We start from the raw sequence: 24,505 nt of genomic DNA, 5'->3' as shown, positions 1-24,505 counted from the left end.
ATTGTTGTCCCGCCTGCGTGGAAGGGGCGGAAAAATTAGCCGCGCGCCGTTCAGGCGCGCTCCCAAAGGCGCGGATCATACCACAAAGGCCGCAGGCAATGCGGTCATGAAGATGTAAAAGAAACGTAATGGAATCAGCGTCCGCCGCGAATCAGGCCGCCCAGACCGCGCCGTTCCATAAAGGCCGCCACCTGATGGCGCACCTCTGTCGTTAACTGAGCCTCCAGGCTGCGCTGCACCAGATTCTGCGCCTCTTGCAGATCGATACGCCTGAGCAGATATTTCACCCGCGCAATAGAGCGCCCGTTCATCGACAATGAGCGATAACCCATTCCAACCAGCAGCGCCACACACATAGGATCGCCCGCCATCTCCCCGCAGACGCCAGGCTCGATACCGATAGCCCGCGCTTCCCGGGCTATCTGAGCCATAGCGCGCAACATTGCCGGATGCAGGCTGTCATACAGCGATGCCACCCGGGTATTGTTCCTGTCCACCGCCAGCAGATACTGAGTCAGATCGTTGGTTCCTACCGAGATAAAATCGACGCGTCCCGGCAACTGCGGCAGCATGTAGAGCATCGAAGGCACCTCGATCATCACTCCGATACGCGGTACCGGCAGCGCATAGCCCAGCGTCTCTTCCACCTCACGCCCGGCGCGGTCGATGAGCCTGCGCGCTTCATCGATCTCATCCAGGCTGGAAACCATCGGTAGCAGGATGCTCAGGTTAGCGGTCGCGGCGTTAGCGCGCAGCATGGCCCGCACCTGGATCAGAAAGATCTCTGGCTGATCGAGCGTAATGCGAATGCCGCGCCAGCCCAGACAAGGGTTCTCTTCGCTGATAGGCATATAGGGCAGCTGTTTATCGGCTCCCACATCCAGGGTTCGCAGCGTGACCGGCTTATCGTGGAACATCTGCAACATGCCCTGATACTGCGCCACCTGTTCCTCTTCCGAAGGGAAGCCGCTCTGCAACATAAAGGGAATTTCGGTGCGGTAAAGGCCGATACCGTCAATCCAGGCGCCCAGCTTCTGTTCATGTTCGGGGCTAAGGCCGGCATTGAGCATCACCTGTACCCGCTCGCCGCTGGCAAGACAGGCCAGTTGCTCTACGCCATCTTCCGCCCGGCGGCTCAGTTCGTTCTCTTCGCTGATCAGACGCTGATATTCGGCGATCAACACCGGCTCCGGCTCCACCAGCACTTCGCCGCGATAGCCGTCAACAATCAGCATTCGCTCATGCAGGAAGGTCGGCTGAATATCGGCCCCCATCACCGTGGGGATACCCAGCGCGCGTACCATAATGGCGGCGTGGGAGTTGGACGCGCCGTCGCGCACCACCACCCCGACCAGACGATCCTGCGGCAGCTCAGCCAGAGTCGTCGCTGAAAGCTCGTCCGCCACCAGTACGAAACGCGCAGGCCAGGTGTTGGGGCCCTGGATAGTGTCGTCCAGGAAAAACAGCAGGCGTTGTCCCAGGGTGCGCAGATCGCCCGCCCTCTCTTTCAGATAACCATCGCTCAGGGCAGAGAACTGCTCGACGAATTTTTCAATAACCGTTTTCACCGCCCACTCCGCCACCGAGCCTTTATCCACCTCGTCATACAGCTCGCGGCGCAGTCGCGGATCGGAAAGCAGGTGCGAATAGAGATCGAAGATCGCCGCCGTCTCTTTCTGGGCTCCACCGCTAAAGCGCTTGCTGTAACGGCGGAATTCGGCCCCCGCCTCTTCCAGCGCTTCGCCCAGCCGTTCCCGCTCCCTGGAAATATCCAGCGTGGAGGCCGCCGACACCTGTTCGATCAGCGGCAGCGTGGTATCCATCCAGCCTTCAGCCACCGCCACGCCTGGCGCTGCTGGCAGCGCGCGAATGCGCGCCTGGCGATACTGCCCGAACAGAGAGGTAAGCTGGGATTGTGAAAGAATAGCGGCCATCTGGGTGGCCAGTGTGACCAGGAAGGACTCCTCGGTCTCGTTGAACTGGCGCAGCTCGCGCTGCTGCACCACCAGCACCCCCAGTAACTGGCGACGCTGAATAATCGGCACCCCGAGGAAGGCGCGAAAACGCTCCTCCTTAACACCCGGTACATATTTAAAGCTCGGATGTTTTGGGGCATCCGCCAGGTTTATCGGCTCCGCCAGCCTGCCCACCAGACCGACAATACCTTCGTCGAAAGCCAGCGTGACAATGCGACCACGCGGCTTTTTCAGCCCGCGCGTCGCCATCAGGTAATAGCAATGGCGATCGCTGTCGGCAAGATAAACCGAGCAAACCTCGGTGTTCATGACCTTGCAGATGTCGTTAACCATGATCTCCAGCGCCTCATTTAAACGCGGGGCGCTGGCAACCTTTTCGACAATCTCTCGTAACTGAGTGAGCATACGGGGCGTGGCTTAACCTCTTTTTCTTCGCCATCCAGAGGACGCGTTGCGCTGCGATGTCGCATCCTGTAAGGGCATTACAACGCCCGAGAACTCTTTCATCACGCGGCGGTAGACATCGCGCTTGAATGAGACTACCTGGCGTACCGGATACCAATAGCTCACCCACCGCCAGCCATCAAACTCCGGCGTGCTGCTGGTTTGCATATTGATGTCGCTGTCATTGCTTATCAGCTGCAAAAGAAACCATTTTTGCTTCTGGCCAATACAAACCGGCTTTGTATCCCAACGCACCAAACGTTTCGGTAATTTGTAACGTAACCAGTTACGTGTAGAGGCAAGCAGCCGCACGTCTTTACGTTGCAGCCCCACCTCTTCGAACAGTTCCCGATACATCGCCTGTTCCGCAGATTCGCCAGGGTTAATCCCCCCCTGGGGAAACTGCCAGGAATGCTGGCCAAAACGTCTGGCCCACATTACCTGGCCCTGCCGGTTACAGATCACGATACCAACATTCGGGCGGTAGCCATCGTCGTCGATCACTGGACTACCTCAAAATAAACCTGAATACAGCGATTGTTTCATACTCCCGAAAGGCGGTAAACCACTCTATGTCAGGGACGCGACAGGTATAACAATTGAATAACTCACAGATAAGATCAAGGTTATAAACAGGCGAGCGTATTTCACGGCGGTTTTATTCACTTTTTCTGTGGATATCACTGTGCAGAACTGGCTGATTAACACGGGAAAACTTATCATGAGGCTAAAGTTGCGCAAACCCAACCAGATAATAATTCATTATATATCATAACATTAAAACAATAAGACATGTCTTATCAGCAGATTTAGTGACGATCGTCACACTCATCGTTCCTGGAGTGATGAAAGATCGAACAGCGCCGTTTTTATCCACAGATCGTGTCAATAAGTTAGACATAAATCGCCTGGATTTTCCTTTTTCGGCCGCCGTCAAGGCTGTAAATCGAAACAGTAGTGGAGGATTTCCTCAGTTATCCCATTTTTCTGTGGATAACCCGGTGTAAGATCCTGTTCATTGTCGGTGACCATTATTGAAAAACCCTCTACGCCTGGCGAATCAGCCGCGGGAAAAACAACAAAACACCATATAAATCATCATATTGGTTTTTAAAGTCGCAAAAGAGTAAACTCTTTCCACCGATAGCTGAAAGCGCGTCTGTTTTTTAACCATCCTCGTCGAGCCGTTTATGGAATCACTACACCCTCCAGGTCATCCACCGGAAAATGAAGCGCAGCTGCTGGAACAGGCCCGGCAACTTGCCGGCTACAGCCTTGGGGAACTGGGGGCGATGGCGGGGCTGAGGGTGCCGAAGGATCTGCGTCGCGATAAAGGCTGGATCGGGATCCTTCTTGAGATCTGGCTGGGCGCCAGCGCGGGCAGCAGACCGGAACAGGATTTCGCCGCTATCGGCGTGGAGCTAAAAACTATCCCTGTCGACAGGCAGGGACGACCGCTGGAAACCACTTTTGTCTGCGTCGCGCCGCTCACCGGTAACAGCGGCGTAGTCTGGGAAACCTGCCACGTACGCCACAAACTCAAACGCGTGCTGTGGGTTCCGGTTGAGGGCGAACGCACTATTCCGTTGGCCGAACGCCGGGTGGGATCGCCGCTGCTGTGGAGCCCTTCAGAAGAGGAAGAGATGCAGTTACGCCGCGACTGGGAAGAGTTAATGGACATGATCGTGCTGGGCCAGATCGAACACATCACTGCACGCCACGGCGAAGTGCTGCAATTACGCCCCAAAGCCGCCAACGGTCAGGCGCTGACCGACGCTATCGGTGCCCACGGTGAAACTATTCTGACCCGTCCGCGCGGCTTTTATCTGAAGAAACCTTTTACCGCCGCGCTGCTGGCGCGCCACTTCTTGTTGTAAAAGCGGGGGCGGCAGCGCTTATAATCAGAGTTTACGCTTTCCGGATAAGCCGCAAGGCCAGCGGATAAAACATTCCGGCAATTTTTTGTTCTATTATATTTTTTTGGCAGGATATTTAATGTTATTTGCATGGATTACGGATCCCAATGCCTGGCTGGCGCTCGGTACCCTGACGCTGCTGGAGATCGTTCTGGGAATCGACAATATTATCTTCCTTTCGCTGGTGGTCGCGAAACTTCCGAAACATCAGCAGAACAAAGCCCGCCGTCTGGGGCTGCTGGGCGCCATGGTGATGCGTCTGGCGCTGCTGGCTTCCATCGCCTGGCTTAGCCACCTGACTCAAACGCTGTTCACGCTGTTTGACGAAGCCATCTCAGCGCGGGATCTGATTCTGCTGATGGGGGGGCTGTTCCTTATCTGGAAAGCCAGCATGGAGGTGCATGAATCAATCGAAGGCGGCGGGGAAGAGATGAAAACCAATGTCCACTCATTCTGGAGCGCAATTATCCAGATTATGCTGTTGGATATTATCTTCAGTCTTGATTCCGTTATTACCGCCGTCGGTCTTTCCGATCATCTGTTTATTATGATGGCCGCCGTGGTGATTGCCGTAGGTCTGATGATGTTCGCCGCCCGCCCCATCGGCGAGTTTGTCGACAGGCATCCCTCGGTGAAAATGCTGGCGCTCTCTTTCCTGATTCTGGTGGGATTTACCCTGATTCTGGAAAGCTTCAATATCGAAGTACCAAAAGGCTACATCTACTTCGCGATGTTCTTCTCAATGGCGGTCGAGTGCCTGAATCTGCTGCGTAACAAGAAGAATCCACTATGAGATGCCGGGTAAAACGTCGCTTTTGTTGCGTTTTACCCGGCTGTCAGAGAACTTTCTTACAATAATATTCCGTTTTTAAGACTTGCCCCCTTTTTTAATCTATCTTGCCAGGTTATTACTAAAATATAGGCACATACAGAATTCGCTGAGGAAGAATAGAATGAAAAAATGGGCTGTAGCAATTTCCGCCGTCGGCATGGTATTTGCTGTTTCCGGTTGTAGTAGTGATTACGTCATGGCGACCAAAGACGGTCGGATGATTCTGACCGAAGGCAAACCGCAAATCGACGAAGATACCGGGCTGGTCAGCTATCGCGATAATCAGGGCAATGAAATGCAGATTAATCGCGATGATGTTTCGCAAATCATTGAACGGTAAAATGATAAAAGGTCAGCTGCGCTGGCCTTTTTTATTATTCCCTCTCCTCTTGCCTCTTCCCCTTTCGCGCTGGCTCTGTCATGGTTACAGGACGTGCGCCGACGCGTTACGACACAACTCATCGCAAGAACTTATCACAAGAAAGAGAAAAGGAAACCGGCAATGCACTATCACCGAATCCCTCACAGCTCGCTGGAGATAAGCCGACTGGGCATGGGTACCATGACCTTCGGCGAGCAGAATAGCGAAGCCGATGCTCACGAGCAGCTCGACTATGCCATCGCGCAGGGAATAAACCTGATCGACGTCGCGGAGATGTATCCCGTACCGCCACGTCCGGAAACCCAGGGGTTGACTGAAACTTATGTAGGCAACTGGCTGCATAAGCGCGGTAATCGCGAAAAGCTGGTTCTCGCCTCTAAAGTCAGCGGGCCGGCCCGCAACAGCGACAGCGGCATTCGCCCTAACCAGATTCTGGATCGTAAAAATATTCGTGAAGCCCTGGACGCCAGCCTGAAACGGCTACAGACCGATTATCTCGATCTCTATCAGGTGCACTGGCCCCAGCGCGCCACTAACTGCTTCGGCAAACTCGGCTATGAATGGAGCGAAAGTTCGCCGCCGGTCACTTTGCTGGAAACTCTGGAAGCGCTGGCCGAATGCCAGCGGGCCGGCAAAATTCGCTATATCGGCGTCTCCAACGAAACGGCCTGGGGCGTGATGCGCTATCTGCAGCTGGCGGAAAAACACGATCTGCCACGTATTGTCACCATCCAGAATCCCTACAGCCTGCTGAACCGCAGCTTCGAAGTTGGTCTGTCAGAGGTTGCCCAACACGAAGGCGTTGAGCTACTGGCCTACTCCTGTCTCGCCTTCGGTACCCTGACCGGGAAATACCTGAACGGAGCCCGCCCTGCCGGCGCGCGCAATACGCTGTTCAGCCGCTTTACGCGCTACAGCGGCGAACCCGCCAGCCAGGCCGTGGCCGCCTATGTTGAAGTCGCCGGTCGCCACGGTCTGGATCCCGCCCAGATGGCGCTGGCCTTCGTGCGTCAGCAGCCGTTTGTCGCCAGTACCCTGCTGGGCGCCACCACCATGGAACAGCTTAAGAGCAATATCGACAGCCAGCATCTGGAACTGAGCGCAGAGGTACGGGAAGAGCTGGAAGCGGTACACCGCAACTGGACTTATCCGGCCCCTTAAAACAACAGGGGCGCATACTGCGCCCCCAGGTTGATGGCAAAGAGGGAAAAAACGTGGTTTTTCCCTCTTTGTGGTTATCAGCCGAAAATCAATAAATTGATTTTCCGTGTTTATTTTTCTGGTGATTCTGAAGCTAATACGTTCGACCCAGGTTTGTCATCAGTCTCAGGGGCGCATACTGCGCCCCTGTTTTAATGCTCCGTCAAACCTAACGTATCCGCTTCCAGATCCACAATCCGGCAATAGCCAGCGCAAACAGCGTCCCGAAGCCCACGCCGATAGCAACCACCGGCGCCCCGGCCTTCACTGCCAGCGAATAGAGCCCCAGCATCAGCAGCATCGCCGCATTCTCGCCCAGGTTCTGTACCGCAATAGCGTTACCGGCGCCAACGCTACGTTTGCCGCGCTCCTGCAACAGTGCATTTAGCGGCACCACAAAGAAACCGCCAAGAATACCGATCAGCACCAGTAGCCCATAAGCAGGCAGCAGTTGATGCTGAAGCGCGAAGGCCACCACCACTACGCCGATCAACACCCCGGCAGGCATACAGCGCGCCACGGTTTCCAGCGTTACCAGCCGCGCCGCGGCCCCCGCTCCCACCACGATACCGACGGCGACCATGGCGTTCAGGTAGGTGGGCGTGGCGTTATCATTAATCCCCAGCGCCACCGGCACCCAGAGCACCAGCAGAAAGCGCAGGGTAACGCCCGCGCCCCAGAACAGGCTGGTGCCGAGCAGGGAAAAGCGGGTTTCACCATCGCGCCACAGCGTAACGCAGGCGTTGATAAAACCGCTGGCCATGTCCTGCGGACGCCAGGAGTGCCCAGGTCGCGCCGCAGGCAGACGTGGGATCATCAGGTTAGCAGCAACGGCGCCGGCATAGACCAGCGCACAGATAACCAGCGCCGCCGTCAGATGCCAGTCCGCCAGCACGCCGCCCGCCACCGACCCCAGCAGGATCGCCGCAATGGTCGAGGCCTCCATCAGTCCGTTAGCCTTTACTAACCTGTCGCCGGTGGTCAGCTCCCCCAGAATACCGTACTTGGCCGGCGAATATGCCGCCGCGCCGATCCCGACCAGGGTGTAGCCGACAAAGGGATTCATGCCGAAACAGATCATGGCCGCGCCCAGCAGCTTGATGGCGTTCGCGACCATCATCACCCGCCCTTTAGCGAAGCTATCCGCAGCCTTACCGACAAAGGGCGCAAACACGATGTAAGCGCCCACAAACACCATCTGCAGTACCGGCTGACTCCATTCCGGGTAATGGAATTCCTTCAGCACCGCCAGGGTGGCGAACAGTAATGCATTATCGCCGAAGGCCGAAAGAAACTGAGCGGCTATCACCGCCATCATTCCCCGTGACCAGATAGACGCGCTGGCGGCTCTGGATTCAGTCATTGGCGCTCTCCGGCTGTTCAAGCATCTCTTTCAGGGTAACAAAATCCGGCTTGCCGCTGCCCAGCACCGGCAACTGCTTCATAAAGCGAATATCGCGTGGCACCGCCAGTTCCGGCACCCCGCTTTCACGAGCATGGCGCTGCAGGTTTTCGCGCTTAAGTTCGCTATCGGTGGTGAAAAGTACCAGCGCTTCGCCCTTGCTGGCATCGCTCTTAACCACAGTCGCATGCTGTTTGTCCGGCGACACCGCCAGCGCCAGCTGCTCTACCATCTCCAGCGACACCATTTCGCCGGCAATTTTGGCGAATCTCTTCGCACGCCCCTGGATTGCGCAGTAGCCCTGCTCATCGATAGCCACAATATCGCCGGTATCGTACCAGCCGCTTTCCAGCTCACCCCGGGCGTTCTCCGCCTCTGGCGCTTCCAGCACGCCGGGATTTTCCACCCGCAGGTAGCCCTTCATAATATTCGGCCCCTTAAGCTGCAGGCGCCCGCCGCGCTCAATACCGGGAACCGCCAGTAGTCGGGCATCCATCGAAGGCAGCAGCCGCCCTACGGTGCCCGGCTTCGCCGCCATGGGAACGTTGATGGAAACCACCGGCGCGCATTCGGTCACCCCATAGCCTTCCAGAATACGCAGGCCGAACTTGTCCTGATAAATCTGGCGGGTGCTCTCCTGCAGCTTTTCCGCGCCAGCCACCACATAGCGCACCCGGTAGAAATCATAGGGATTCGCGAAGCGGGCATAGTGGCCAAGGAAGGTAGAGGTACCGAAAATGACCGTGCAGTTGCGGTCATAGGTTAACTCCGGCACCACCCGATAGTGGAGCGGGCTGGGATAAAGAAAGACCTCCGCCCCGGTCAGCAGCGGCGTGAACAGCCCCACCGTCAGGCCGAAGGAGTGGAACAGCGGTAGCGCCGACATAAAGCGGTCGTCGGCGGTGAAGTCAGCCACGGCGCGAATCTGTTCTACGTTAGAGAGCAGACTTTTATGGCTGTGCACCACCCCTTTCGGATTACCTTCCGAGCCAGAGGTGAACAGTACAATAGCGGCGTCTTCCGGCTCCTGCTTCACCTGGGCCAGACGCGGCGCCAGCAGATGCCCGAAGATCCAGAGTTTGTCGGCAAGGGTAATATCCGCCTTCAGATCCTCAAGAAACACCCAGCGCACGTGGGTTATCTGCTCCGGCAAATGCCAGAGCTTGCCCTTTTCCAGGAACTGGCGGGAGGTGAACACCGTCGCTATCTGCGCCGCGCTGATGGCGCTGGTCAGCCCCTTAACGCCAGCGGTGTAGTTCATCATGGCCGGAACCCGGCCGCGGGAGACGGCGCCGAAGAGCACCGCGGCGCTGATGGCCGCATTGGGCAGCATCAGGCCGATGGTTTCCCCCTGGCGGCTGTATTTGTCCAGAATCCGCCCGACAAATAACGTTTTGGTTAACAGACCGCGATAGCTATCCGGCGTGAAGTTAATATCTTCAATGCAGTTTTTACCGGCGCCATAGCGTGACTTTGCTCTCAGCAGCGCCTCGAACAGCGTTTCACGCGGGCGCACCGCCATCTGCGCCTCCATCATGATTTGATGCAGCATCTCACCGGCGATACGGCGCCGGTCTCTGGCCCGGGGCGCTTCCGGCATCGGGATGCTGGTTGGCGGTAGAATATGCAGGGTAATACGCGGGAACAGGTGCTGGCGCACCCGCCCTTTCAGACGGCTGAAAAAGCTAAGCTCGGCCCCTTCAATCCGCATCGGCACCACGGTGGCCTGGGATTTGGCCGCCACAAAACCGGCGCCATCGTAGATTTTCATCAGCGCCCCAGTAACGCTAATACGCCCTTCCGGGAAAATCACCACCGGCCGCCCCTGCTCCACCAGACGCACCAGATGCTTGATGGACATCGGTTTGCTGGGATCGAGAGGAACAAAATCAATAAGCGACTTTAGCGCCCGCATATACCAGCGATCGCTAATTGAAGAATAAACGGCAAAAACGGGACGAACTGGCAGAAACAGCGCCAGCAGAACGCCATCCAGAAAGGAGACATGGTTAGGCGTAATCAGTACCCGCTGCTGGCTGAGCGCTCCCGTATCTCCATGAATCCGTACGCGAAACAGAAGCCGACAGAGGTGACGAAAAAAGGTAAATAACATTGAAATCCCTTCATCTAATGAGAACGTTATTTTTTAGTGTAGCCGGGGAGATTATACGAGTATGCCGGGGGGACGAAGCAAAAAAAAACCTGCGCATCCGCGCAGGTTGGTGTAACTGTTGTGACAAGCGTAATGCTGACACCACCTATCAATACCTCTGGGATCTCAACTTTAGCAGTGTGGCTATTCACGGCCTAAGACTGAATCGCAACAGCCCTTCGCAAAATGTAACCAAAGGTTTGAACTGAAACTATTGAAACTACGGGTTTATTCCCTGAAAGCCGGAAAAGCCGCGGGCCAGACGCCAGATTATTCCCAACTCGCTTTAGACACACTTATCTGTCGGGTGATTACCCACACCGGCAGTGAAACTTTTTTCACACTCGTCGTTTTTTTTATTCAGCTTTTGAACTGGGTAACAGTCATTTTCTTGAACTAACAGTGAAATTCCGCAAAACTAAGTGGTGTAAACGCTTACCCAATCAGAGGTGAACAATGGCGACCATTAAGGATGTCGCGCGACTCGCGGGGGTATCCGTCGCCACGGTATCACGCGTGATTAACCACTCGCCCAAAGCCAGCGAAGCATCACGCCTGGCCGTGGCAGAAGCCATGGCGCAGCTAAATTATCATCCCAACGCTAATGCCCGGGCGCTGGCCCAACAGAATACAGAAACTATCGGGCTGTTGGTTTCCGATGTTTCGGATCCTTTCTTTGGCGCCATGGCCAAAGCACTGGACCATGTCGCCTGGCGCACGGGCAATTTTCTGCTGATCGGTAACGGTTATCACAACGAACAGAAAGAACGCCAGGCTATCGAGCAACTGATCCGCCACCGCTGCGCGGCGCTGGTGGTGCACGCCAAAATGATTCCCGACGATGAACTGGTCGGTCTGATGCAGCAGATCCCGGGCATGGTTCTTATCAACCGTAGCCTGCCGGGGTTCGAACAGCGCTGCGTGGCGCTGGACGATCGCTATGGCGGCTGGTTGTCCACCCGTCATCTGATCCAGATGGGCCATAAACGCATCGGGTTTATCTGCTCGAATCATCCGATTTCAGATGCCGACGATCGCCTGCAGGGCTACTACGATGCCCTGAAGGAGCACGGTCTGCCACGGGACGAGCAACTGGTAACCTTCGGCGAACCGGACGAGAGCGGCGGAGAACAGGCGATGACCGAACTAATGGGACGTGGCCGCAACGTAACCGCCGTAGCCTGTTATAACGATTCCATGGCGGCCGGGGCGATGGGGGTGCTGAACGATAACGGCGTTGAAGTGCCGCGGGAACTGTCGCTGATTGGCTTTGACGATGTGCTGGTGTCGCGCTATGTGCGCCCGCGCCTGACCACGGTACGCTATCCGGTGGTGACCATGGCGACCCAGGCTGCGGAACTGGCCCTGGCGCTGGCCGACGGCCAGACGCCTCCGGTGATCACGCACCTGTTTAATCCGACCCTGGTCAGGCGCCATTCGGTGGCGCCTCCCCGGCCGGAATAGCGTCAGACGTTCTCCAGCGCCAGCAGCTCTTCAATGGTCTGGCGCCGACGAATAAGGCGCGGCTGGCCGCCATCGAACAGCACTTCCGCCAGCAGCGGGCGGCTGTTGTAGTTGGAGGACATCGAAGCGCCGTAAGCGCCGGTGTCGTGAATCACCAGCCAGTCTCCCGGAACCACCGACGGAAGCCAGCGGGTTTCCACAGTTCCCCCTTCCTGCTGGGTAAAGACATCCCCCGACTCACACAGCGGCCCCGCCACCACCGTTTCCAGCGCGGGCGCGGCGTTCAGATCGCGGCCATCCGCCGCCAGCGCCGAAATTTGATGATAACTGCCGTACATCGCCGGGCGCATCAGATCGTTAAACCCGGCATCCACCAGCACAAAGTGGCGCGATCCCATCTGCTTCACGCTGCGTACCTGGGTCATCAACACTCCGGCTTCCGCCACCAGGAAGCGTCCTGGTTCGATCTCCAGCGTCACCGGATGCCCCAATTGTTCGGCGATCCGCTCCCGGGCCGCGTTCCACAGCCCGTAGTAGTGCCCGGTATCCACCGCGGCTTCACCATCGCGATAGGGAACAGACAAACCGCCCCCCGCCGAAATCGCCTCCAGATCCTGGCGCATGGACAGCACCAGATCCACCATGGCGCCGCACACCTGCTCCAGATGCCCGTAATCGACCCCGGATCCGATATGCATATGGATACCTACCAGCCGCAGTCCATAACGCTCGATGGCTGCCAGCGCCAGCGGCAGATCCTGATGCCAGATGCCGTGCTTGCTGTTTTCACCACCGGTGTTGGTCTTCTGGCTGTGGCCGTGACCGAAACCGGGATTTACCCGCAGCCAGATCGGATGTCCGGGAGCGACCTGACCGAGCTGCTCCAGCATATCCACCGATCCGGCATTCACCGCAATGCCCAACTGGCTGACCCGCGCCAGCGTCGGTTCATCGATCAGGTCGGCGGTGAAGACCACCTCTTCTGGGGTATACCCCGCCGCCAGCGCCCGTTCGATCTCCCCCAGAGAAACCGAATCTACCCGCACGCCCTGTTCACGCATCAGGCGCAGAATATGGGTATTGGAGCAGGCCTTCTGGGCAAAGCGGATCACGTCAAACTGGCGCAGCTTTGCAATCTGGCGACGAATGATCTCCGCATCATAAACCCAGAGTGGGCCGCCAAAGCGGGAAGGTAGCGCCAACAGCGTAGCTCCGTTGAGCGCGCTGTCGGTATGGTCAAGAGAATGTGGCACGGGACAACCTCCGGAAATGCATTTCCTTCATTACGCCACAGCGCAGGACGAATAAAAAATATCGTTTTCTTCCCTGTCTATGCAAAAATGATATGAATAACGGAGAGAAATTATGCCTACCATTAACCTGCGCCAGATCGAAATCTTTCACGCGGTCATGACCGCCGGAAATCTGACCGAGGCCGCCCGACTGCTGCATACCTCCCAGCCGACGGTCAGTCGTGAACTGGCGCGTCTGGAAAAGCTGCTCGGGCTCCAACTTTTTACCCGGGCCAGAGGCCGCCTGCATCCCACGGTGCAGGGGCTGCGGCTGTTCGAAGAGGTACAGCGTTCATGGTACGGGTTAGACCGGATTCTCAGTACGGCCCAGAGCCTGCGCGACTTCCGCCAGGGCGAACTTTCTGTCGCCTGCCTGCCGGTGTTTTCCCATTCGCTGCTGCCGGAACTGGTGCAGCCCTTTCTGGCCCGTTACCCGGAGTTGAGCCTGAGCATTGTGCCCCAGGAATCGCCGCTGCTGGAGGAGTGGCTTTCCGCTCAGCGCCACGACCTGGGGCTGACCGAAACCGCCACGGCCCCTGCCGGCACCGAACGTATTCCCCTGCTGACGCTAAACGAGGTTTGCGTGCTGCCCGCGGGACACCCGCTGGCCGCCAGGACGCAGCTGACGCCTGCCGATTTTAGCGGTGAAAACTATATCAGCCTGTCGCGCACCGACAGCTATCGTCAGCTACTGGATGCGCTGTTCCAGCAGCACGAGGTACGGCGCCGAATGGTGCTGGAAACCCACAGCGCCGCTTCGGTTTGCGCTATGGTGCGCGCCGGGGTAGGCGTATCGGTGGTGAATCCGCTAACCGCGCTGGAATACGCCGCCAGCGGCGTGGTAGTGCGGCCATTCAGCGTTAACGTGCCCTTTACCGTCAGCCTGATTCGCCCGCTGCACCGCCCGGCTTCGGCGCTGGTCGATGCCTTCTGCGCCCATCTGGCGAGCGGAGCGGCGCGGTTTTCGGCACAGCTAAAAGCGCAGGAGCATTCAGGGCGCTAAATTTCGGATGCCCCCTGTTCAATCTCCTGTACGGCATTTATACGGATGTAAGGTTTAGCCTTGCATTCGGGCAGAGCAGCACTTTATTCCCTCTGATACCCGCATAACGCTTATCCGCATTCTCAATCACGCCCTGGCTCCCGGCCGACATCAACTGATGCAGACCTGGCTTCGATATACAGCAGCGCGTATTTTCCGCGCTAAACCCGCACTCAATCCTTTATCCATTCTCTTTCTGTTCCATTAAGGATAGATTGAGGGCACTATCGTAAAATTCTCTCTTTATCACGGATAATATCGCCAATGGCACTGATCCCTAAAAACTACGCGCGGCTGGAAAGCGGCTATCGTGAAAAAGCACTCAAAATCTATCCCTGGGTATGCGGACGCTGCGCGCGGGAGTTCGTCTATTCCAACCTGCGCGAACTCACGGTTCACCATATCGATCACGACCACACCAATAATCCGGAAGATGGCAGTAACTGGGAGCTGCTGTGCCTTTACTGCCATGACCACGAACACTCGAAGTACACCGAAGCCGATCAATACGGCACCAGCGTGGTGGCGGGGGAAGACGCCCAGCAAGACGTTGCGGCGGCCACCTATAATCCCTTTGCCGATTTAAAGTCGATGCTGAATAACAAAAAGTAGTGGTGGAAAGGCTTACTGCTGACGCAATGCGGCCCGCCAGATTAAGTATTCCCGGGCCCATCTTCCTTTACTCCAGCATAAAACTCACCGCCGCTTCGGCATGCAGCGCCGCAGTATCGAATACCGGCACCGGGCAGTCCTGCTGGTTTAACAGCATACCGATTTCGGTGCAGCCGAAGATAACGCCCTGGGCGCCCTGGGCGCCCTGGGCCACCAGCGCATCGATAATCGCCTGGTAGTCGCGCTTTGCGCGTTCGCTAAACTGCCCCATGCACAGCTCGTTAAAAATCACCCGGTTGATCAGCGCCCGCTGTTGTTCGTTCGGGATTAGCGTTTCAATGGCGTAGCTGGCCTGTAGCCGCCCCCGATAAAAGTCCTGTTCCATGGTATAGCGGGTACCCAGCAGCGCGACCTTTGTTAATCCACGGCCCCGAATAGCCTCGCCGGTAGCATCCGCAATGTGGATAAATGGCAGTTCACACCCCGCTTCAATGGCCGGGGCCACCTTATGCATGGTATTGGTGCACAGCACAATGCCCTGAGCGCCAGCCTGTTCCAGCCCATGTGCCGCGTTAGTCAGTATTGCTCCCGCCCGCTCTCATTCCCCCGAAGCCTGACAGGCTTCTATCTCATGGAAGTCCAGGCTGTGCAGCAAAATCCGCCCCGAATGCAGGCCGCCAAGACGCGCCCGAATGCCTTCATTGATTAGCCGGTAGTAGGGAATGGTCGACTCCCAGCTCATCCCCCCAAGCAACCCTATCGTTTTCATCTCCGCCTCCTTCGCATCTCCGATACTCTATATAACAGCAAAACCAGCACGATCGCGATCGGCTTTCTGCACGTTCATTGCCCCGCAACGCTTGCATTTTTCACCCACTCGCATAAATTAATTGAAACACCGTTTCACCAATAAGGATAACCACTGATGTTTACCTTTTACGACCAAACCACTCTGGAAGATCTGGGCGATGGCGTTTCGCGTCGCATTCTGGCGCACGACGGCAAAATGATGGCGGTAGAGGTCAGCTTTGAAGCGGGCGCCGTGGGGCCGATGCATAATCATCCCCATGAACAGCTGACCTACGTGCTTTCCGGCGAATTTGATTTCACCATCGGCGACGAAACCCACCGCGTCCGCGCCGGAGACACGCTGTACAAGGAGCCGCATATTATGCACGGCTGCGTCTGCGTCAGCGCCGGCAAACTGCTCGATACCTTTACGCCCGTGCGCGAAGATTTTCTGGGCTAATCACCCCCCGCGCCAGAGCAAGTCTGGCGCCTTTTCTTTTCGTTATTTCCCCTTATTTAACGTACCTGCTACAGCATTGGTTTGCCCTACTCCAGTTTCTGAGCGTAGAAAAACCACGTCCTCATCAAATTATTGAAACAGCGTTCCGACATCGATCACATTTCCACTATCCCACGCATGACGCCGTTACAAATAGCAATAAACTGAATTAAAACGACGTTTTATTTATTGGGGATGACAGTTCATTTTTTATGTTCTGACACAACGGCGGCGCCGGGCAACAGAATCAAGACAAGGAATAATAACTTTATTTTCAAATGATTACTTAAACACAGAACCACGACTAAGGCGCATAGGGTTGCTTCACGAAGCGGAACGGTACAGGGCGCCGTCTCTTGTAACAAAAGTTTTTAAACTTAACTGCCAGGTAGGTATGTATGAATGAAAACAAGCTGCTGGGACTGGCCTGGATATCGCCCTATGTCATCGGGTTGATTATCTTTACCGCCTTCCCGTTCATTTCATCCTTCGCGCTCAGCTTTACCGAGTACGACCTGATGAATCCACCTGAATTTGTCGGGCTGGAAAATTACAGCTATATGCTGACCGGGGATGACCTGTTCTGGAAATCCATGGGAGTCACTTTCGCCTACGTTTTCCTGACCATCCCGCTGAAGCTGGCGTTCGCGCTGGGTATCGCCTTTGTCCTTAACTTTAAGCTGCGGGGCATCGGTTTCTTTCGTACCGCCTACTATATTCCGTCGATTCTGGGTAGTTCAGTGGCTATCGCCGTACTGTGGCGCGCCCTGTTCGCCATCGACGGCCTGCTTAACAGCTTTATCGGCGTGCTGGGCTTTGACCCGGTGAACTGGCTGGGCGAGCCTTCTCTGGCGCTGATGTCGGTCACTCTGTTGCGCGTCTGGCAGTTTGGTTCGGCGATGGTTATTTTCCTGGCCGCGCTGCAGAACGTGCCCCAGTCCCAGTACGAAGCGGCGATGATCGACGGCGCGTCGAAATGGCAGATGTTTATGAAGGTTACCGTACCGCTGATCACGCCGGTTATCTTCTTCAACTTCATTATGCAGACCACTCAGGCGTTCCAGGAGTTTACCGCCCCTTACATCATTACCGGCGGTGGCCCGACCCACTACACCTATCTGTTCTCGCTCTATATCTACGATACCGCATTCAAGTACTTCGATATGGGCTACGGCGCCGCGCTGGCGTGGGTGCTGTTCCTGGTGGTGGCGGTCTTTGCCTCCATTGCCTTTAAGTCGTCGAAATACTGGGTCTTCTACTCCGCCGATAAGGGAGGCAAAAATGGCTGATATTCAACCCATTAATGATATGTCCGGCGCCACTGCGGAGCAGGAAGTCAAACGTACCCTGAGGCGTGAAAAGATCAACGCCTGGATCCGCTATATCATACTGATCGCGGTCGGGTTGCTGATGCTCTATCCGCTGGCCTGGATGTTCTCGGCGGCCTTTAAGCCAAACCATGAGATCTTCACCACCCTGGGGTTGATTCCGGAAAACCCCACCATGGATGGCTTCGCCAATGGCTGGAAAACCGGCACCGAATACACTTTCGGCCACTACATGCTAAATACGTTTCAGTACGTGATCCCCAAGGTGCTGCTGACCATTATCTCCTCTACCGTGGTGGCATACGGCTTCGCCCGCTTTGAGATTCCCTGGAAGAAATTCTGGTTCGCGACCCTTATCGCCACCATGCTGCTGCCGAGCACCGTACTGTTGATTCCTCAGTATCTGATGTTTCGCGAAATGGGCCTGCTGGACAGCTACCTGCCGCTCTATCTGCCAATGGCGTTCGCCACCCAAGGCTTCTTTGTCTTTATGCTGATTCAGTTCCTGCGTGGCGTACCACGCGATATGGAAGAGGCGGCGCAGATTGACGGCTGTAACTCCTTCCAGGTGCTGTGGTACGTGGTGGTGCCTATCCTGAAGCCCGCCATTATCTCGGTGGCGCTATTCCAGTTTATGTGGTCGATGAACGACTTTATCGGGCCGCTTATCTATGTCTACAGCGTGGATAAATACCCCATCGCGCTGGCGCTGAAAATGTCCATCGACGTGACCGAAGGGGCGCCGTGGAACGAAATTCTGGCAATGGCAGGCATCTCGATTCTGCCGTCCATCATCATCTTCTTCCTGGCTCAGCGCTACTTCGTACAGGGCGTGACCAGCAGTGGAATTAAAGGTTAAGAGGGAACATCAACATGGCTGAAGTGATTTTCAACAAACTGCAGAAAGTCTATTCCAACGGATTTCAGGCGGTACACGGCATTGACCTGACCATTGCCGACGGCGAGTTTATGGTGATTGTCGGCCCTTCCGGCTGCGCTAAATCCACCACCCTGCGCATGCTGGCCGGCCTGGAGACCATCAGCGGCGGCGAAGTGCGCATCGGCGAGCGGGTAGTGAATAACCTGGCGCCTAAAGAGCGCGGCATTGCGATGGTGTTCCAGAACTACGCGCTCTATCCCCATATGACGGTGCGCGAAAACCTCGCTTTCGGTCTGAAGCTCAGCAAAATGCCGAAGGAGCAAATCAACCGTCAGGTGGAAGAAGCGGCGAAGATCCTGGAGCTGGAAGAGCTGCTGGACAGGCTGCCGCGCCAGCTTTCCGGCGGCCAGGCCCAGCGCGTGGCGGTCGGACGCGCTATCGTAAAAAAGCCGGACGTGTTTCTGTTCGACGAGCCGCTTTCCAACCTGGACGCTAAACTGCGCGCTTCCATGCGCATCCGCATCTCCGATCTGCATAAACAGCTAAAGCAGAGCGGCAAACCGGCCACCACTGTCTACGTCACCCACGATCAAACCGAAGCCATGACCATGGGCGATCGCATCTGCGTGATGAAACTCGGCCATATCATGCAGGTGGATACGCCGGACAACCTTTATCACTACCCGAAAAACATGTTCGTGGCGGGCTTTATCGGCGCGCCGGAAATGAATATCCGGCCGTCCCGCCTGGTGGAAAAAGCAGGCCGCCTGCATATTACGCTGGGTGACGAAAGCCTGGAACTGGGGGCCCGCCATCAGCAGAAACTGGCCGGACATGGTAATGAAGAGATTTTCTACGGCGTGCGCCCGGAATTTGTCTCTGTTTCCGATGAGCCGTTCGCGCAAGGCGGCATTCGCGGCGATATGGTGCGGGTGGAAAATATGGGTCACGAATTCTTTGTCTACCTGAAAGTGGCGGGTTATGAACTGACGGCACGAATACCTTCCGACGAAATCCGCCCGATGCTCGACAAGGGATTAAACCGCCAGGTCTGGTTCCGATTCGATATGGATAAATGCCATATCTTCGATGCAAAAACCGAACAGAACATCTCCCTGTAACAGGAGCTCTACGATAATGAAAAAAATAGTCTTAAGCGCGCTGTTCTCCTCAGCCCTGGCAATAAGTGCCCTGCCCACCTTTGCGGCGGAACAGGTCGATTTACGTATGTCATGGTGGGGCGGTAATGGCCGACACCAGCAAACCCTGAAAGCGCTGGAAGAATTTCATAAGCAGCATCCCAATATTCGGGTTAAAGCGGAATACACCGGATGGGACGGACATCTTTCCCGTCTGACCACTCAGATAGCCGGGCGTACAGAACCGGATCTGATGCAGACCAACTGGAACTGGCTGCCGATCTTCTCAAAAAATGGCAGCGGCTTTTACGATCTCAACCAGGTCAGTGATGAGCTCGATCTTAAGCAGTTCGATGCTAAAGAGCTGCAAACCACCACGATCGACGGCAAGCTGAACGGGATCCCGATTTCCGTGACCGCCAGGATCTTCTACTACAACGATCAAACCTGGCAGAAGGCCGGTATCGGCTACCCCAAAACCTGGGACGAACTGATGGCCGCCGGTAAAACCTTTGAACAAAAGCTGGGTAAGCAGTACTTCCCGGTAGTGCTGGAACACCAGGATGTGCTGGCGCTACTGAACTCCTGGATGGTGCAGAAGTATAACCAGCCGGCTGTCGACGAAAAAAGCAAAAAGTTCGCCTGGAGCAAAGCGCAGTGGGTCGAATTCTTCCAGATGTACAAAAAGCTGGTGGATAGCCACGTTATGCCAGACAGCAAGTACTACGCCTCGTTCGGTAAGAACAACATGTATGAAATGCGCCCCTGGATCGAAGGCGAATGGGCGGGCACCTACATGTGGAATTCCACCATCACTAAGTATTCCGACAACCTGAAGCCGCCTGCGAAACTGGAACTGGGCGCCTACCCGATGCTACCAGACGCCAAAGATGCCGGTCTGTTCTTTAAACCGGCCCAGATGTTCTCTATTGGCCGCAGCACCAAACATCCTAAAGAGGCGGCGATTCTGATGAACTTCCTGCTTAACAGCAAGGAGGGCGTTGAGGCGCTGGGGCTGGAGCGCGGCGTCCCCCTGAGCAAAGCGGCGGTAGCCCAACTAACCGCAGAGGGAACCATTAAAGATGGAGATCCTGCGGTGGCCGGGCTGAAGCTGGCGCAATCGCTGCCGAATCATGTCGCTACATCCCCCTACTTCGACGATCCGCAGATCGTCTCTCTGTTCGGCACCGCCATCCAGTATATCGACTACGGCAAGAAATCGGTGGAAGAAACCGCCGCCGACTTCCAGCGCCAGGGCGATCGCATTCTGCGCCGCGCTATGCGCTAAGCCACTCATACGGCTGGCATGTCTCTTGATGAATCATTTAATCATGAAATCATAAGATTATATAATTTTATGATTTCATGCATATTCCTGCTCGTCAATTTCACCGTATCGGATGCTTAATCCGGTGTGCGCCATTATGGCCAATCGTCTGGCCCGCACTGAACCGTGGGCTGTTCCGTTCATTGCCGGGAAACGCCCTCTCCCGTTTCGGGAGAGGGCCGGGGTGAGGGTGACAGGCGGCTCCGGCGCCCGGTTTCAAAGAAGCGGCGGAACATAGCGATACGGTGGGCTGTTCCGTTCACTTTGCGTCACTGCTTCTCTGTTAATCCACCGCGGGTGAACGGGCCAGGAGGCTCAGTCGCCGCTCCCCTGGCGACCCGGGCTCCCCGGCGCTTCAGTCTGTCTTTTCTAAATGACACCAGCAGCACCTTTCGGATGAGTTCAGGCTGAAGATTCAGGGAGGTGACACTCCCCGGCCTGAAAATCGCCGCAGCGTTCACGGCCGCCAGGGTCAGCCCGACAGGACGTCGGGCTGAGGGCGTGCGGCACAGGGAGGTGGCGTCACGCCCGACCCGTCCGGCGGACGGGAAAAGCGGAGGGGCCCGCGTCAGCGGCGATTTTCACGCCGGAAAGCCAGGTTGTCAGGAGGCGGCGTTTGAGCCTCCTGACACGTTCACCAGTTCCGAAATCGACATATAAAAATACCCTTAAGGTGAACGGAACCTTCGCCAGCACGGCATATTCTTTCAGAACACGGCATAGTCACAAAAATAGCGCAACCGGCATGGCCACGTACTACAACCGCTGCCCCGGCCTGCATCTGAAAAGCCACCGGGCAGAATATGACAATGCAGTGGACTGTTCCGTTCACTTTGAGTGATTGCTTTTCTGTTAATTCACCGGTTCCGCAACCGACATATAAAAATCTCCTTAAGGTAAACGGAACCTTCGCCGGCGCAACATATTCCTCCAGAACACGGCATAGTCGCAAAAATCGCGCCACCGGCATAACCACATCCTACAGCCGCGCCCCGGTTGGCTCCGACTTCACGCGAATCCGCAATAAACCTAAAAAAGCCCCCCAGGCGGGAGGCAGAAGCACAACCGGGACAAAAAACGATTAACGGGCCAGCCAGCCACCGTCAACGGCCACGGTATAGCCATTCACATAATCAGAAGCGCTGGACGCCAGGAAGACAATCGGCCCCATCAGATCGGAAGGCAGACCCCAGCGGCCAGCCGGAATACGCTCCAGAATCTCGGCGCTGCGTTGTTCATCGGCACGCAGTTGCTGAGTGTTATTGGTCGCCATATAGCCCGGCGCAATGGCATTGACGTTGATATTGTACTTCGCCCACTCATTGGCCATCAGGCGGGTAACCCCCATCACACCACTCTTGGAAGCGGTGTAGGAAGGCACCCGAATACCGCCCTGGAACGATAGCATCGAGGCGATGTTGATAATCTTGCCTCCACTCCCCTGAGCAATAAACTGCTTAGCCACCGCCTGAGACATAAAGAAGACTGTTTTAATGTTCAGATTCATCACATCGTCCCAGTCCTGTTCGCTGAAATCGACGGCGTCCTGGCGCCGGATAAGACCGGCATTATTGACCAGGATATCGATATGACCAAACTCAGCCACGGCTCGCTTAAGCAGTTCCGGGATAGCGTCGATCTTACGCAAATCGGCAGTCAGGCTCAGGAAGCGACGCCCCTGAGCAGTAACCTGTTCGATAGTTTCGGTCGGCTCAACAATGTTAATGCCGACGATGTCGCAGCCCGCCTGGGCCAGCCCGAGCGCCATGCCCTGCCCCAGACCGGTGTCGCAACCGGTAACAATAGCCACTTTGCCCTGCAGTGAGAATGAATCCAGAATCATATGATTTTCCTTAGTCTCTGTCTGATCTGCCGCCAGGCAGGTCATGCGTTACTTATGCTCAACGCCCCGCGCGCCGCGCAATATCTGGTTCAGGTTTCGTCGGCACCCCCTGCTAACGCGCCCCTGTGAACCACCTTCATCGGCCCCGCTATGCGAGGCAGCTTATGATTTACAACAGCACACTATTATTCATAAAACGCAATTTCAATTTTAAATAAAACAATGTTTCATTTTTTGTGAGCCATGTTAGCGATCTCGACATTTCCCTTGCCTCTTTAGGGTTAGCACACGGAGATCGACTGCCGGCAACAGGTTAATTTCTCATCAAAATGATAAATTGCGTGAACCATCACACAAAATAAAACATCATTTCTATAAATTGAAACCATCTTTTTGATTGCAAGCTTAACGTTCTGGAAGGAGGGTAATATGGCTAAAGGAATGCGGGTGGATCTGACTTATCACGTCAGCCGCGACCCGGATACCGGCGCGGAGATAACCCGTTTAACTCCCCCTGAAGTAACCTGTCACCGTAACTATTTCTATCAGAAATGTTTTACCCGTGACGGCAGCCATCTGCTGTTCGCTGGCGAATTCGATGGCCACTGGAACTATTACCTGCTGGATCTGGCAAACAGGCAGGCCATCCAGCTAACCGAAGGGCCGGGTGACAATACCTTTGGTGGTTTCCTTTCGCCTGACGACCGCTTCCTGTACTACGTAAAAAACGATCGCATTCTGTTCGAAGTCAACCTGAGCACCCTTGCCGAACGCGAAGTGTATCGCGTGCCGGATGAATGGGTCGGTTACGGAACCTGGGTCGCTAATAGCGACTGCACCAAACTGGTCGGGATCGAGATTGCAAAAAGCGACTGGGTTCCGCTAAGCGACTGGCAGATCTTTCATGATTTTTTCCATAAAGGCCCCCATTGCCGCTTGCTGCGCGTCGATCTGCAAAGCGGCGCCAGCGCTACCATTCACGAAGGCAAAGTGTGGCTGGGGCATCCTATCTACCGGCCGTTTGACGACCATACCGTCGCCTTCTGTCATGAAGGGCCTCACGATCTGGTCGATGCCCGTATGTGGCTGGTCAACGAAGATGGCAGCAACGTTCGCAAGGTCAAAGAGCACGCCGAAGGTGAAAGCTGCACCCATGAATTCTGGGTGCCGGACGGTTCCGCGCTGATTTATGTCTCCTATCAGAAAGGACAGCAGGGGCGCACCATTTTTCGTTTCGATCCACAAAGTGGCGAGAATGAAGCGCTGATGCAGATGCCCGCCTGCTCGCACCTGATGAGCAATTTCGACGGTACCCTGCTGGTCGGCGACGGTTCAGGTACGCCGGTGGATGTGAAGGATACCGGCGGCTATACCATCGAAAACGATCCTTACCTGTACGTCTTCGATGTGGCGCAGAAAGCCTGGTTCCGGGTAGCGCGTCACGATACATCATGGGAAACCTTCGCCAACAGCCGCCAGGTAACCCACCCGCACCCCTCCTTCACGCCGGATGATAGCGCCGTGCTGTTTACCTCTGATAAAGACGGAAAACCGGCGCTTTATATTGCGAAGCTGCCAACACAGCGTGAAATGATGACTGCCTGAGTTTGCTGTTTTTTTCTGGCCTTGCCCTGTCGTTCATCCGATGGGGCTTTTTTTGGTTCAGCGCGGATGTCGTGAAGCTGAAGTTCCCGGCGGCAGCCCTGGCTTCTGGGTGAGTATGTCGCACAGGAGAAGGTTCCGCTCACCTTAAGGGTATTTTTATATATCGGTTGCAGAACCGGTGAATTAACAGAAAAGCAGTGACGCAAAGTGGAACGGAACAGCCCGCCGCATCATCATATTCTGCCCAGTGACCTTTCAGATGCAGGCCGGGGCGGCGGTTGTATTGGTGGTCGTGCCGGTTGCGCTATTTCTGCGCCAGTGTCGTGTTCTGGAGGAATATGCCGCGCTGGCGGAGATTCCGTTCACCTGAAGGTGATTTCT

19 protein-coding genes and 1 pseudogene are annotated in these 24,505 nt (G+C 55.8%); 13 read left to right on the top strand and 7 right to left on the bottom strand.

Going from position 1 to position 24,505, the window contains the following annotated elements; all coding sequences use genetic code 11:
* Nucleotides 1–134: 134 nt before the first annotated feature.
* Together ptsP and rppH are read right to left on the bottom strand one after the other, a co-directional pair.
* Nucleotides 135–2,381: a phosphoenolpyruvate--protein phosphotransferase gene (ptsP, locus tag V3W49_RS10000; protein WP_500145203.1), complete on the bottom strand. Its 2,247-nt coding sequence runs from the start codon at nucleotides 2,379–2,381 to the stop codon at nucleotides 135–137.
* 12 nt (nucleotides 2,382–2,393) lie between these two features.
* Nucleotides 2,394–2,924, bottom strand: a complete 531-nt coding sequence (gene rppH, locus V3W49_RS09995; RefSeq protein ID WP_500145202.1) for an RNA pyrophosphohydrolase — start codon at nucleotides 2,922–2,924, stop codon at nucleotides 2,394–2,396.
* A gap of 686 nt (nucleotides 2,925–3,610) precedes the next feature.
* On the opposite strand from rppH, the gene mutH reads away from it, so the two are divergent.
* From mutH to V3W49_RS09975, 4 genes are all read left to right on the top strand, one after another.
* The gene (mutH, locus tag V3W49_RS09990) at nucleotides 3,611–4,297 is read left to right on the top strand and encodes a DNA mismatch repair endonuclease MutH (protein ID WP_500145201.1); all 687 of its coding nucleotides are present in this window, start codon (nucleotides 3,611–3,613) and stop codon (nucleotides 4,295–4,297) included.
* A 118-nt stretch (nucleotides 4,298–4,415) separates the two neighbouring features.
* Complete coding sequence (locus V3W49_RS09985) at nucleotides 4,416–5,129, top strand: TerC family protein (RefSeq protein ID WP_500145200.1); 714 nt, start codon at nucleotides 4,416–4,418, stop codon at nucleotides 5,127–5,129.
* Nucleotides 5,130–5,289: 160 nt separating this feature from the next.
* On the top strand, nucleotides 5,290–5,508 hold the full coding sequence (locus tag V3W49_RS09980; RefSeq protein WP_500145199.1) for a YgdI/YgdR family lipoprotein: 219 nt from the start codon (nucleotides 5,290–5,292) through the stop codon (nucleotides 5,506–5,508).
* 162 nt (nucleotides 5,509–5,670) lie between these two features.
* Nucleotides 5,671–6,711: an NADP(H)-dependent aldo-keto reductase gene (locus V3W49_RS09975; RefSeq protein ID WP_500145198.1), complete on the top strand. Its 1,041-nt coding sequence runs from the start codon at nucleotides 5,671–5,673 to the stop codon at nucleotides 6,709–6,711.
* A 208-nt stretch (nucleotides 6,712–6,919) separates the two neighbouring features.
* On the opposite strand, the gene lplT is transcribed toward V3W49_RS09975, so the two are convergent.
* Both lplT and aas read right to left on the bottom strand, forming a co-directional pair.
* Entirely contained in the window at nucleotides 6,920–8,113 is a 1,194-nt protein-coding gene (gene lplT / locus V3W49_RS09970; RefSeq protein ID WP_500145197.1) for a lysophospholipid transporter LplT, read from the bottom strand.
* Complete coding sequence (aas, locus tag V3W49_RS09965) at nucleotides 8,106–10,265, bottom strand: bifunctional acyl-ACP--phospholipid O-acyltransferase/long-chain-fatty-acid--ACP ligase (protein WP_500145196.1); 2,160 nt, start codon at nucleotides 10,263–10,265, stop codon at nucleotides 8,106–8,108. The genes lplT and aas overlap by 8 nt, the downstream gene beginning before the upstream one ends.
* Nucleotides 10,266–10,760: 495 nt before the next feature.
* Between aas and galR the strand changes: the two genes are divergently transcribed.
* On the top strand, nucleotides 10,761–11,768 hold the full coding sequence (gene galR / locus V3W49_RS09960; protein ID WP_500145195.1) for an HTH-type transcriptional regulator GalR: 1,008 nt from the start codon (nucleotides 10,761–10,763) through the stop codon (nucleotides 11,766–11,768).
* Nucleotides 11,769–11,770: 2 nt separating this feature from the next.
* Here galR and lysA read toward each other — a convergent pair whose 3' ends face one another.
* Nucleotides 11,771–13,021, bottom strand: coding sequence for a diaminopimelate decarboxylase (gene lysA / locus V3W49_RS09955; protein WP_500145194.1), 1,251 nt, complete (start codon nucleotides 13,019–13,021; stop codon nucleotides 11,771–11,773).
* 112 nt (nucleotides 13,022–13,133) lie between these two features.
* On the opposite strand from lysA, the gene V3W49_RS09950 reads away from it, so the two are divergent.
* Complete coding sequence (locus V3W49_RS09950) at nucleotides 13,134–14,063, top strand: LysR family transcriptional regulator (RefSeq protein WP_500145193.1); 930 nt, start codon at nucleotides 13,134–13,136, stop codon at nucleotides 14,061–14,063.
* A gap of 303 nt (nucleotides 14,064–14,366) precedes the next feature.
* On the top strand, nucleotides 14,367–14,714 hold the full coding sequence (yajD, locus tag V3W49_RS09945) for an HNH nuclease YajD (protein WP_138093268.1): 348 nt from the start codon (nucleotides 14,367–14,369) through the stop codon (nucleotides 14,712–14,714).
* A 67-nt stretch (nucleotides 14,715–14,781) separates the two neighbouring features.
* Here yajD and V3W49_RS09940 read toward each other — a convergent pair.
* Nucleotides 14,782–15,483: pseudogene (locus tag V3W49_RS09940) on the bottom strand (amino acid racemase).
* A gap of 156 nt (nucleotides 15,484–15,639) precedes the next feature.
* Here V3W49_RS09940 and V3W49_RS09935 point away from each other — a divergent pair.
* From V3W49_RS09935 to V3W49_RS09915, 5 genes are all read left to right on the top strand, one after another.
* Complete coding sequence (locus tag V3W49_RS09935) at nucleotides 15,640–15,963, top strand: cupin domain-containing protein (protein WP_500145192.1); 324 nt, start codon at nucleotides 15,640–15,642, stop codon at nucleotides 15,961–15,963.
* A 437-nt stretch (nucleotides 15,964–16,400) separates the two neighbouring features.
* Complete coding sequence (locus V3W49_RS09930) at nucleotides 16,401–17,291, top strand: carbohydrate ABC transporter permease (protein ID WP_500145191.1); 891 nt, start codon at nucleotides 16,401–16,403, stop codon at nucleotides 17,289–17,291.
* Nucleotides 17,284–18,189, top strand: a complete 906-nt coding sequence (locus V3W49_RS09925) for a carbohydrate ABC transporter permease (protein WP_500145190.1) — start codon at nucleotides 17,284–17,286, stop codon at nucleotides 18,187–18,189. The genes V3W49_RS09930 and V3W49_RS09925 overlap by 8 nt, the downstream gene beginning before the upstream one ends.
* A gap of 14 nt (nucleotides 18,190–18,203) precedes the next feature.
* The gene (locus V3W49_RS09920) at nucleotides 18,204–19,331 is read left to right on the top strand and encodes an ABC transporter ATP-binding protein (RefSeq protein ID WP_500145189.1); all 1,128 of its coding nucleotides are present in this window, start codon (nucleotides 18,204–18,206) and stop codon (nucleotides 19,329–19,331) included.
* Nucleotides 19,332–19,347: 16 nt separating this feature from the next.
* Nucleotides 19,348–20,637, top strand: coding sequence for an ABC transporter substrate-binding protein (locus V3W49_RS09915; RefSeq protein ID WP_500145188.1), 1,290 nt, complete (start codon nucleotides 19,348–19,350; stop codon nucleotides 20,635–20,637).
* 1,120 nt (nucleotides 20,638–21,757) lie between these two features.
* Here V3W49_RS09915 and kduD read toward each other — a convergent pair.
* The gene (gene kduD / locus V3W49_RS09910) at nucleotides 21,758–22,519 is read right to left on the bottom strand and encodes a 2-dehydro-3-deoxy-D-gluconate 5-dehydrogenase KduD (protein ID WP_500145187.1); all 762 of its coding nucleotides are present in this window, start codon (nucleotides 22,517–22,519) and stop codon (nucleotides 21,758–21,760) included.
* Between the two features lie 429 nt (nucleotides 22,520–22,948).
* Between kduD and V3W49_RS09905 the strand changes: the two genes are divergently transcribed.
* A complete protein-coding gene (locus tag V3W49_RS09905) occupies nucleotides 22,949–24,124 on the top strand; it encodes an oligogalacturonate lyase family protein (RefSeq protein WP_500145186.1) in 1,176 nt (391 codons plus the stop codon).
* Nucleotides 24,125–24,505 lie beyond the last annotated feature (381 nt).

Origin of the sequence: Rosenbergiella sp. YN46 (genome assembly GCF_036620675.1) — a bacterium.
Lineage (GTDB): Bacteria > Pseudomonadota > Gammaproteobacteria > Enterobacterales > Enterobacteriaceae > Jejubacter.
This window is presented reverse-complemented; position numbering and strand designations above follow the sequence as displayed.

What these genes read in the sequence shown, in the direction of transcription:
- V3W49_RS09920 (WP_500145189.1), top strand. Translation starts at nt 18,204, where the DNA reads ATGGCTGAAGTGATTTTCAACAAACTGCAGAAAGTCTATTCCAACGGA.
- V3W49_RS09905 (WP_500145186.1), top strand. Translation starts at nt 22,949, where the DNA reads ATGGCTAAAGGAATGCGGGTGGATCTGACTTATCACGTCAGCCGCGAC.
- kduD (WP_500145187.1), bottom strand. Translation starts at nt 22,519, where the DNA reads ATGATTCTGGATTCATTCTCACTGCAGGGCAAAGTGGCTATTGTTACC.
- V3W49_RS09975 (WP_500145198.1), top strand. Translation starts at nt 5,671, where the DNA reads ATGCACTATCACCGAATCCCTCACAGCTCGCTGGAGATAAGCCGACTG.
- V3W49_RS09985 (WP_500145200.1), top strand. Translation starts at nt 4,416, where the DNA reads ATGTTATTTGCATGGATTACGGATCCCAATGCCTGGCTGGCGCTCGGT.
- V3W49_RS09980 (WP_500145199.1), top strand. Translation starts at nt 5,290, where the DNA reads ATGAAAAAATGGGCTGTAGCAATTTCCGCCGTCGGCATGGTATTTGCT.
- V3W49_RS09935 (WP_500145192.1), top strand. Translation starts at nt 15,640, where the DNA reads ATGTTTACCTTTTACGACCAAACCACTCTGGAAGATCTGGGCGATGGC.
- V3W49_RS09930 (WP_500145191.1), top strand. Translation starts at nt 16,401, where the DNA reads ATGAATGAAAACAAGCTGCTGGGACTGGCCTGGATATCGCCCTATGTC.
- aas (WP_500145196.1), bottom strand. Translation starts at nt 10,265, where the DNA reads ATGTTATTTACCTTTTTTCGTCACCTCTGTCGGCTTCTGTTTCGCGTA.
- ptsP (WP_500145203.1), bottom strand. Translation starts at nt 2,381, where the DNA reads ATGCTCACTCAGTTACGAGAGATTGTCGAAAAGGTTGCCAGCGCCCCG.
- V3W49_RS09950 (WP_500145193.1), top strand. Translation starts at nt 13,134, where the DNA reads ATGCCTACCATTAACCTGCGCCAGATCGAAATCTTTCACGCGGTCATG.
- lplT (WP_500145197.1), bottom strand. Translation starts at nt 8,113, where the DNA reads ATGACTGAATCCAGAGCCGCCAGCGCGTCTATCTGGTCACGGGGAATG.
- V3W49_RS09925 (WP_500145190.1), top strand. Translation starts at nt 17,284, where the DNA reads ATGGCTGATATTCAACCCATTAATGATATGTCCGGCGCCACTGCGGAG.
- V3W49_RS09915 (WP_500145188.1), top strand. Translation starts at nt 19,348, where the DNA reads ATGAAAAAAATAGTCTTAAGCGCGCTGTTCTCCTCAGCCCTGGCAATA.
- mutH (WP_500145201.1), top strand. Translation starts at nt 3,611, where the DNA reads ATGGAATCACTACACCCTCCAGGTCATCCACCGGAAAATGAAGCGCAG.
- galR (WP_500145195.1), top strand. Translation starts at nt 10,761, where the DNA reads ATGGCGACCATTAAGGATGTCGCGCGACTCGCGGGGGTATCCGTCGCC.
- yajD (WP_138093268.1), top strand. Translation starts at nt 14,367, where the DNA reads ATGGCACTGATCCCTAAAAACTACGCGCGGCTGGAAAGCGGCTATCGT.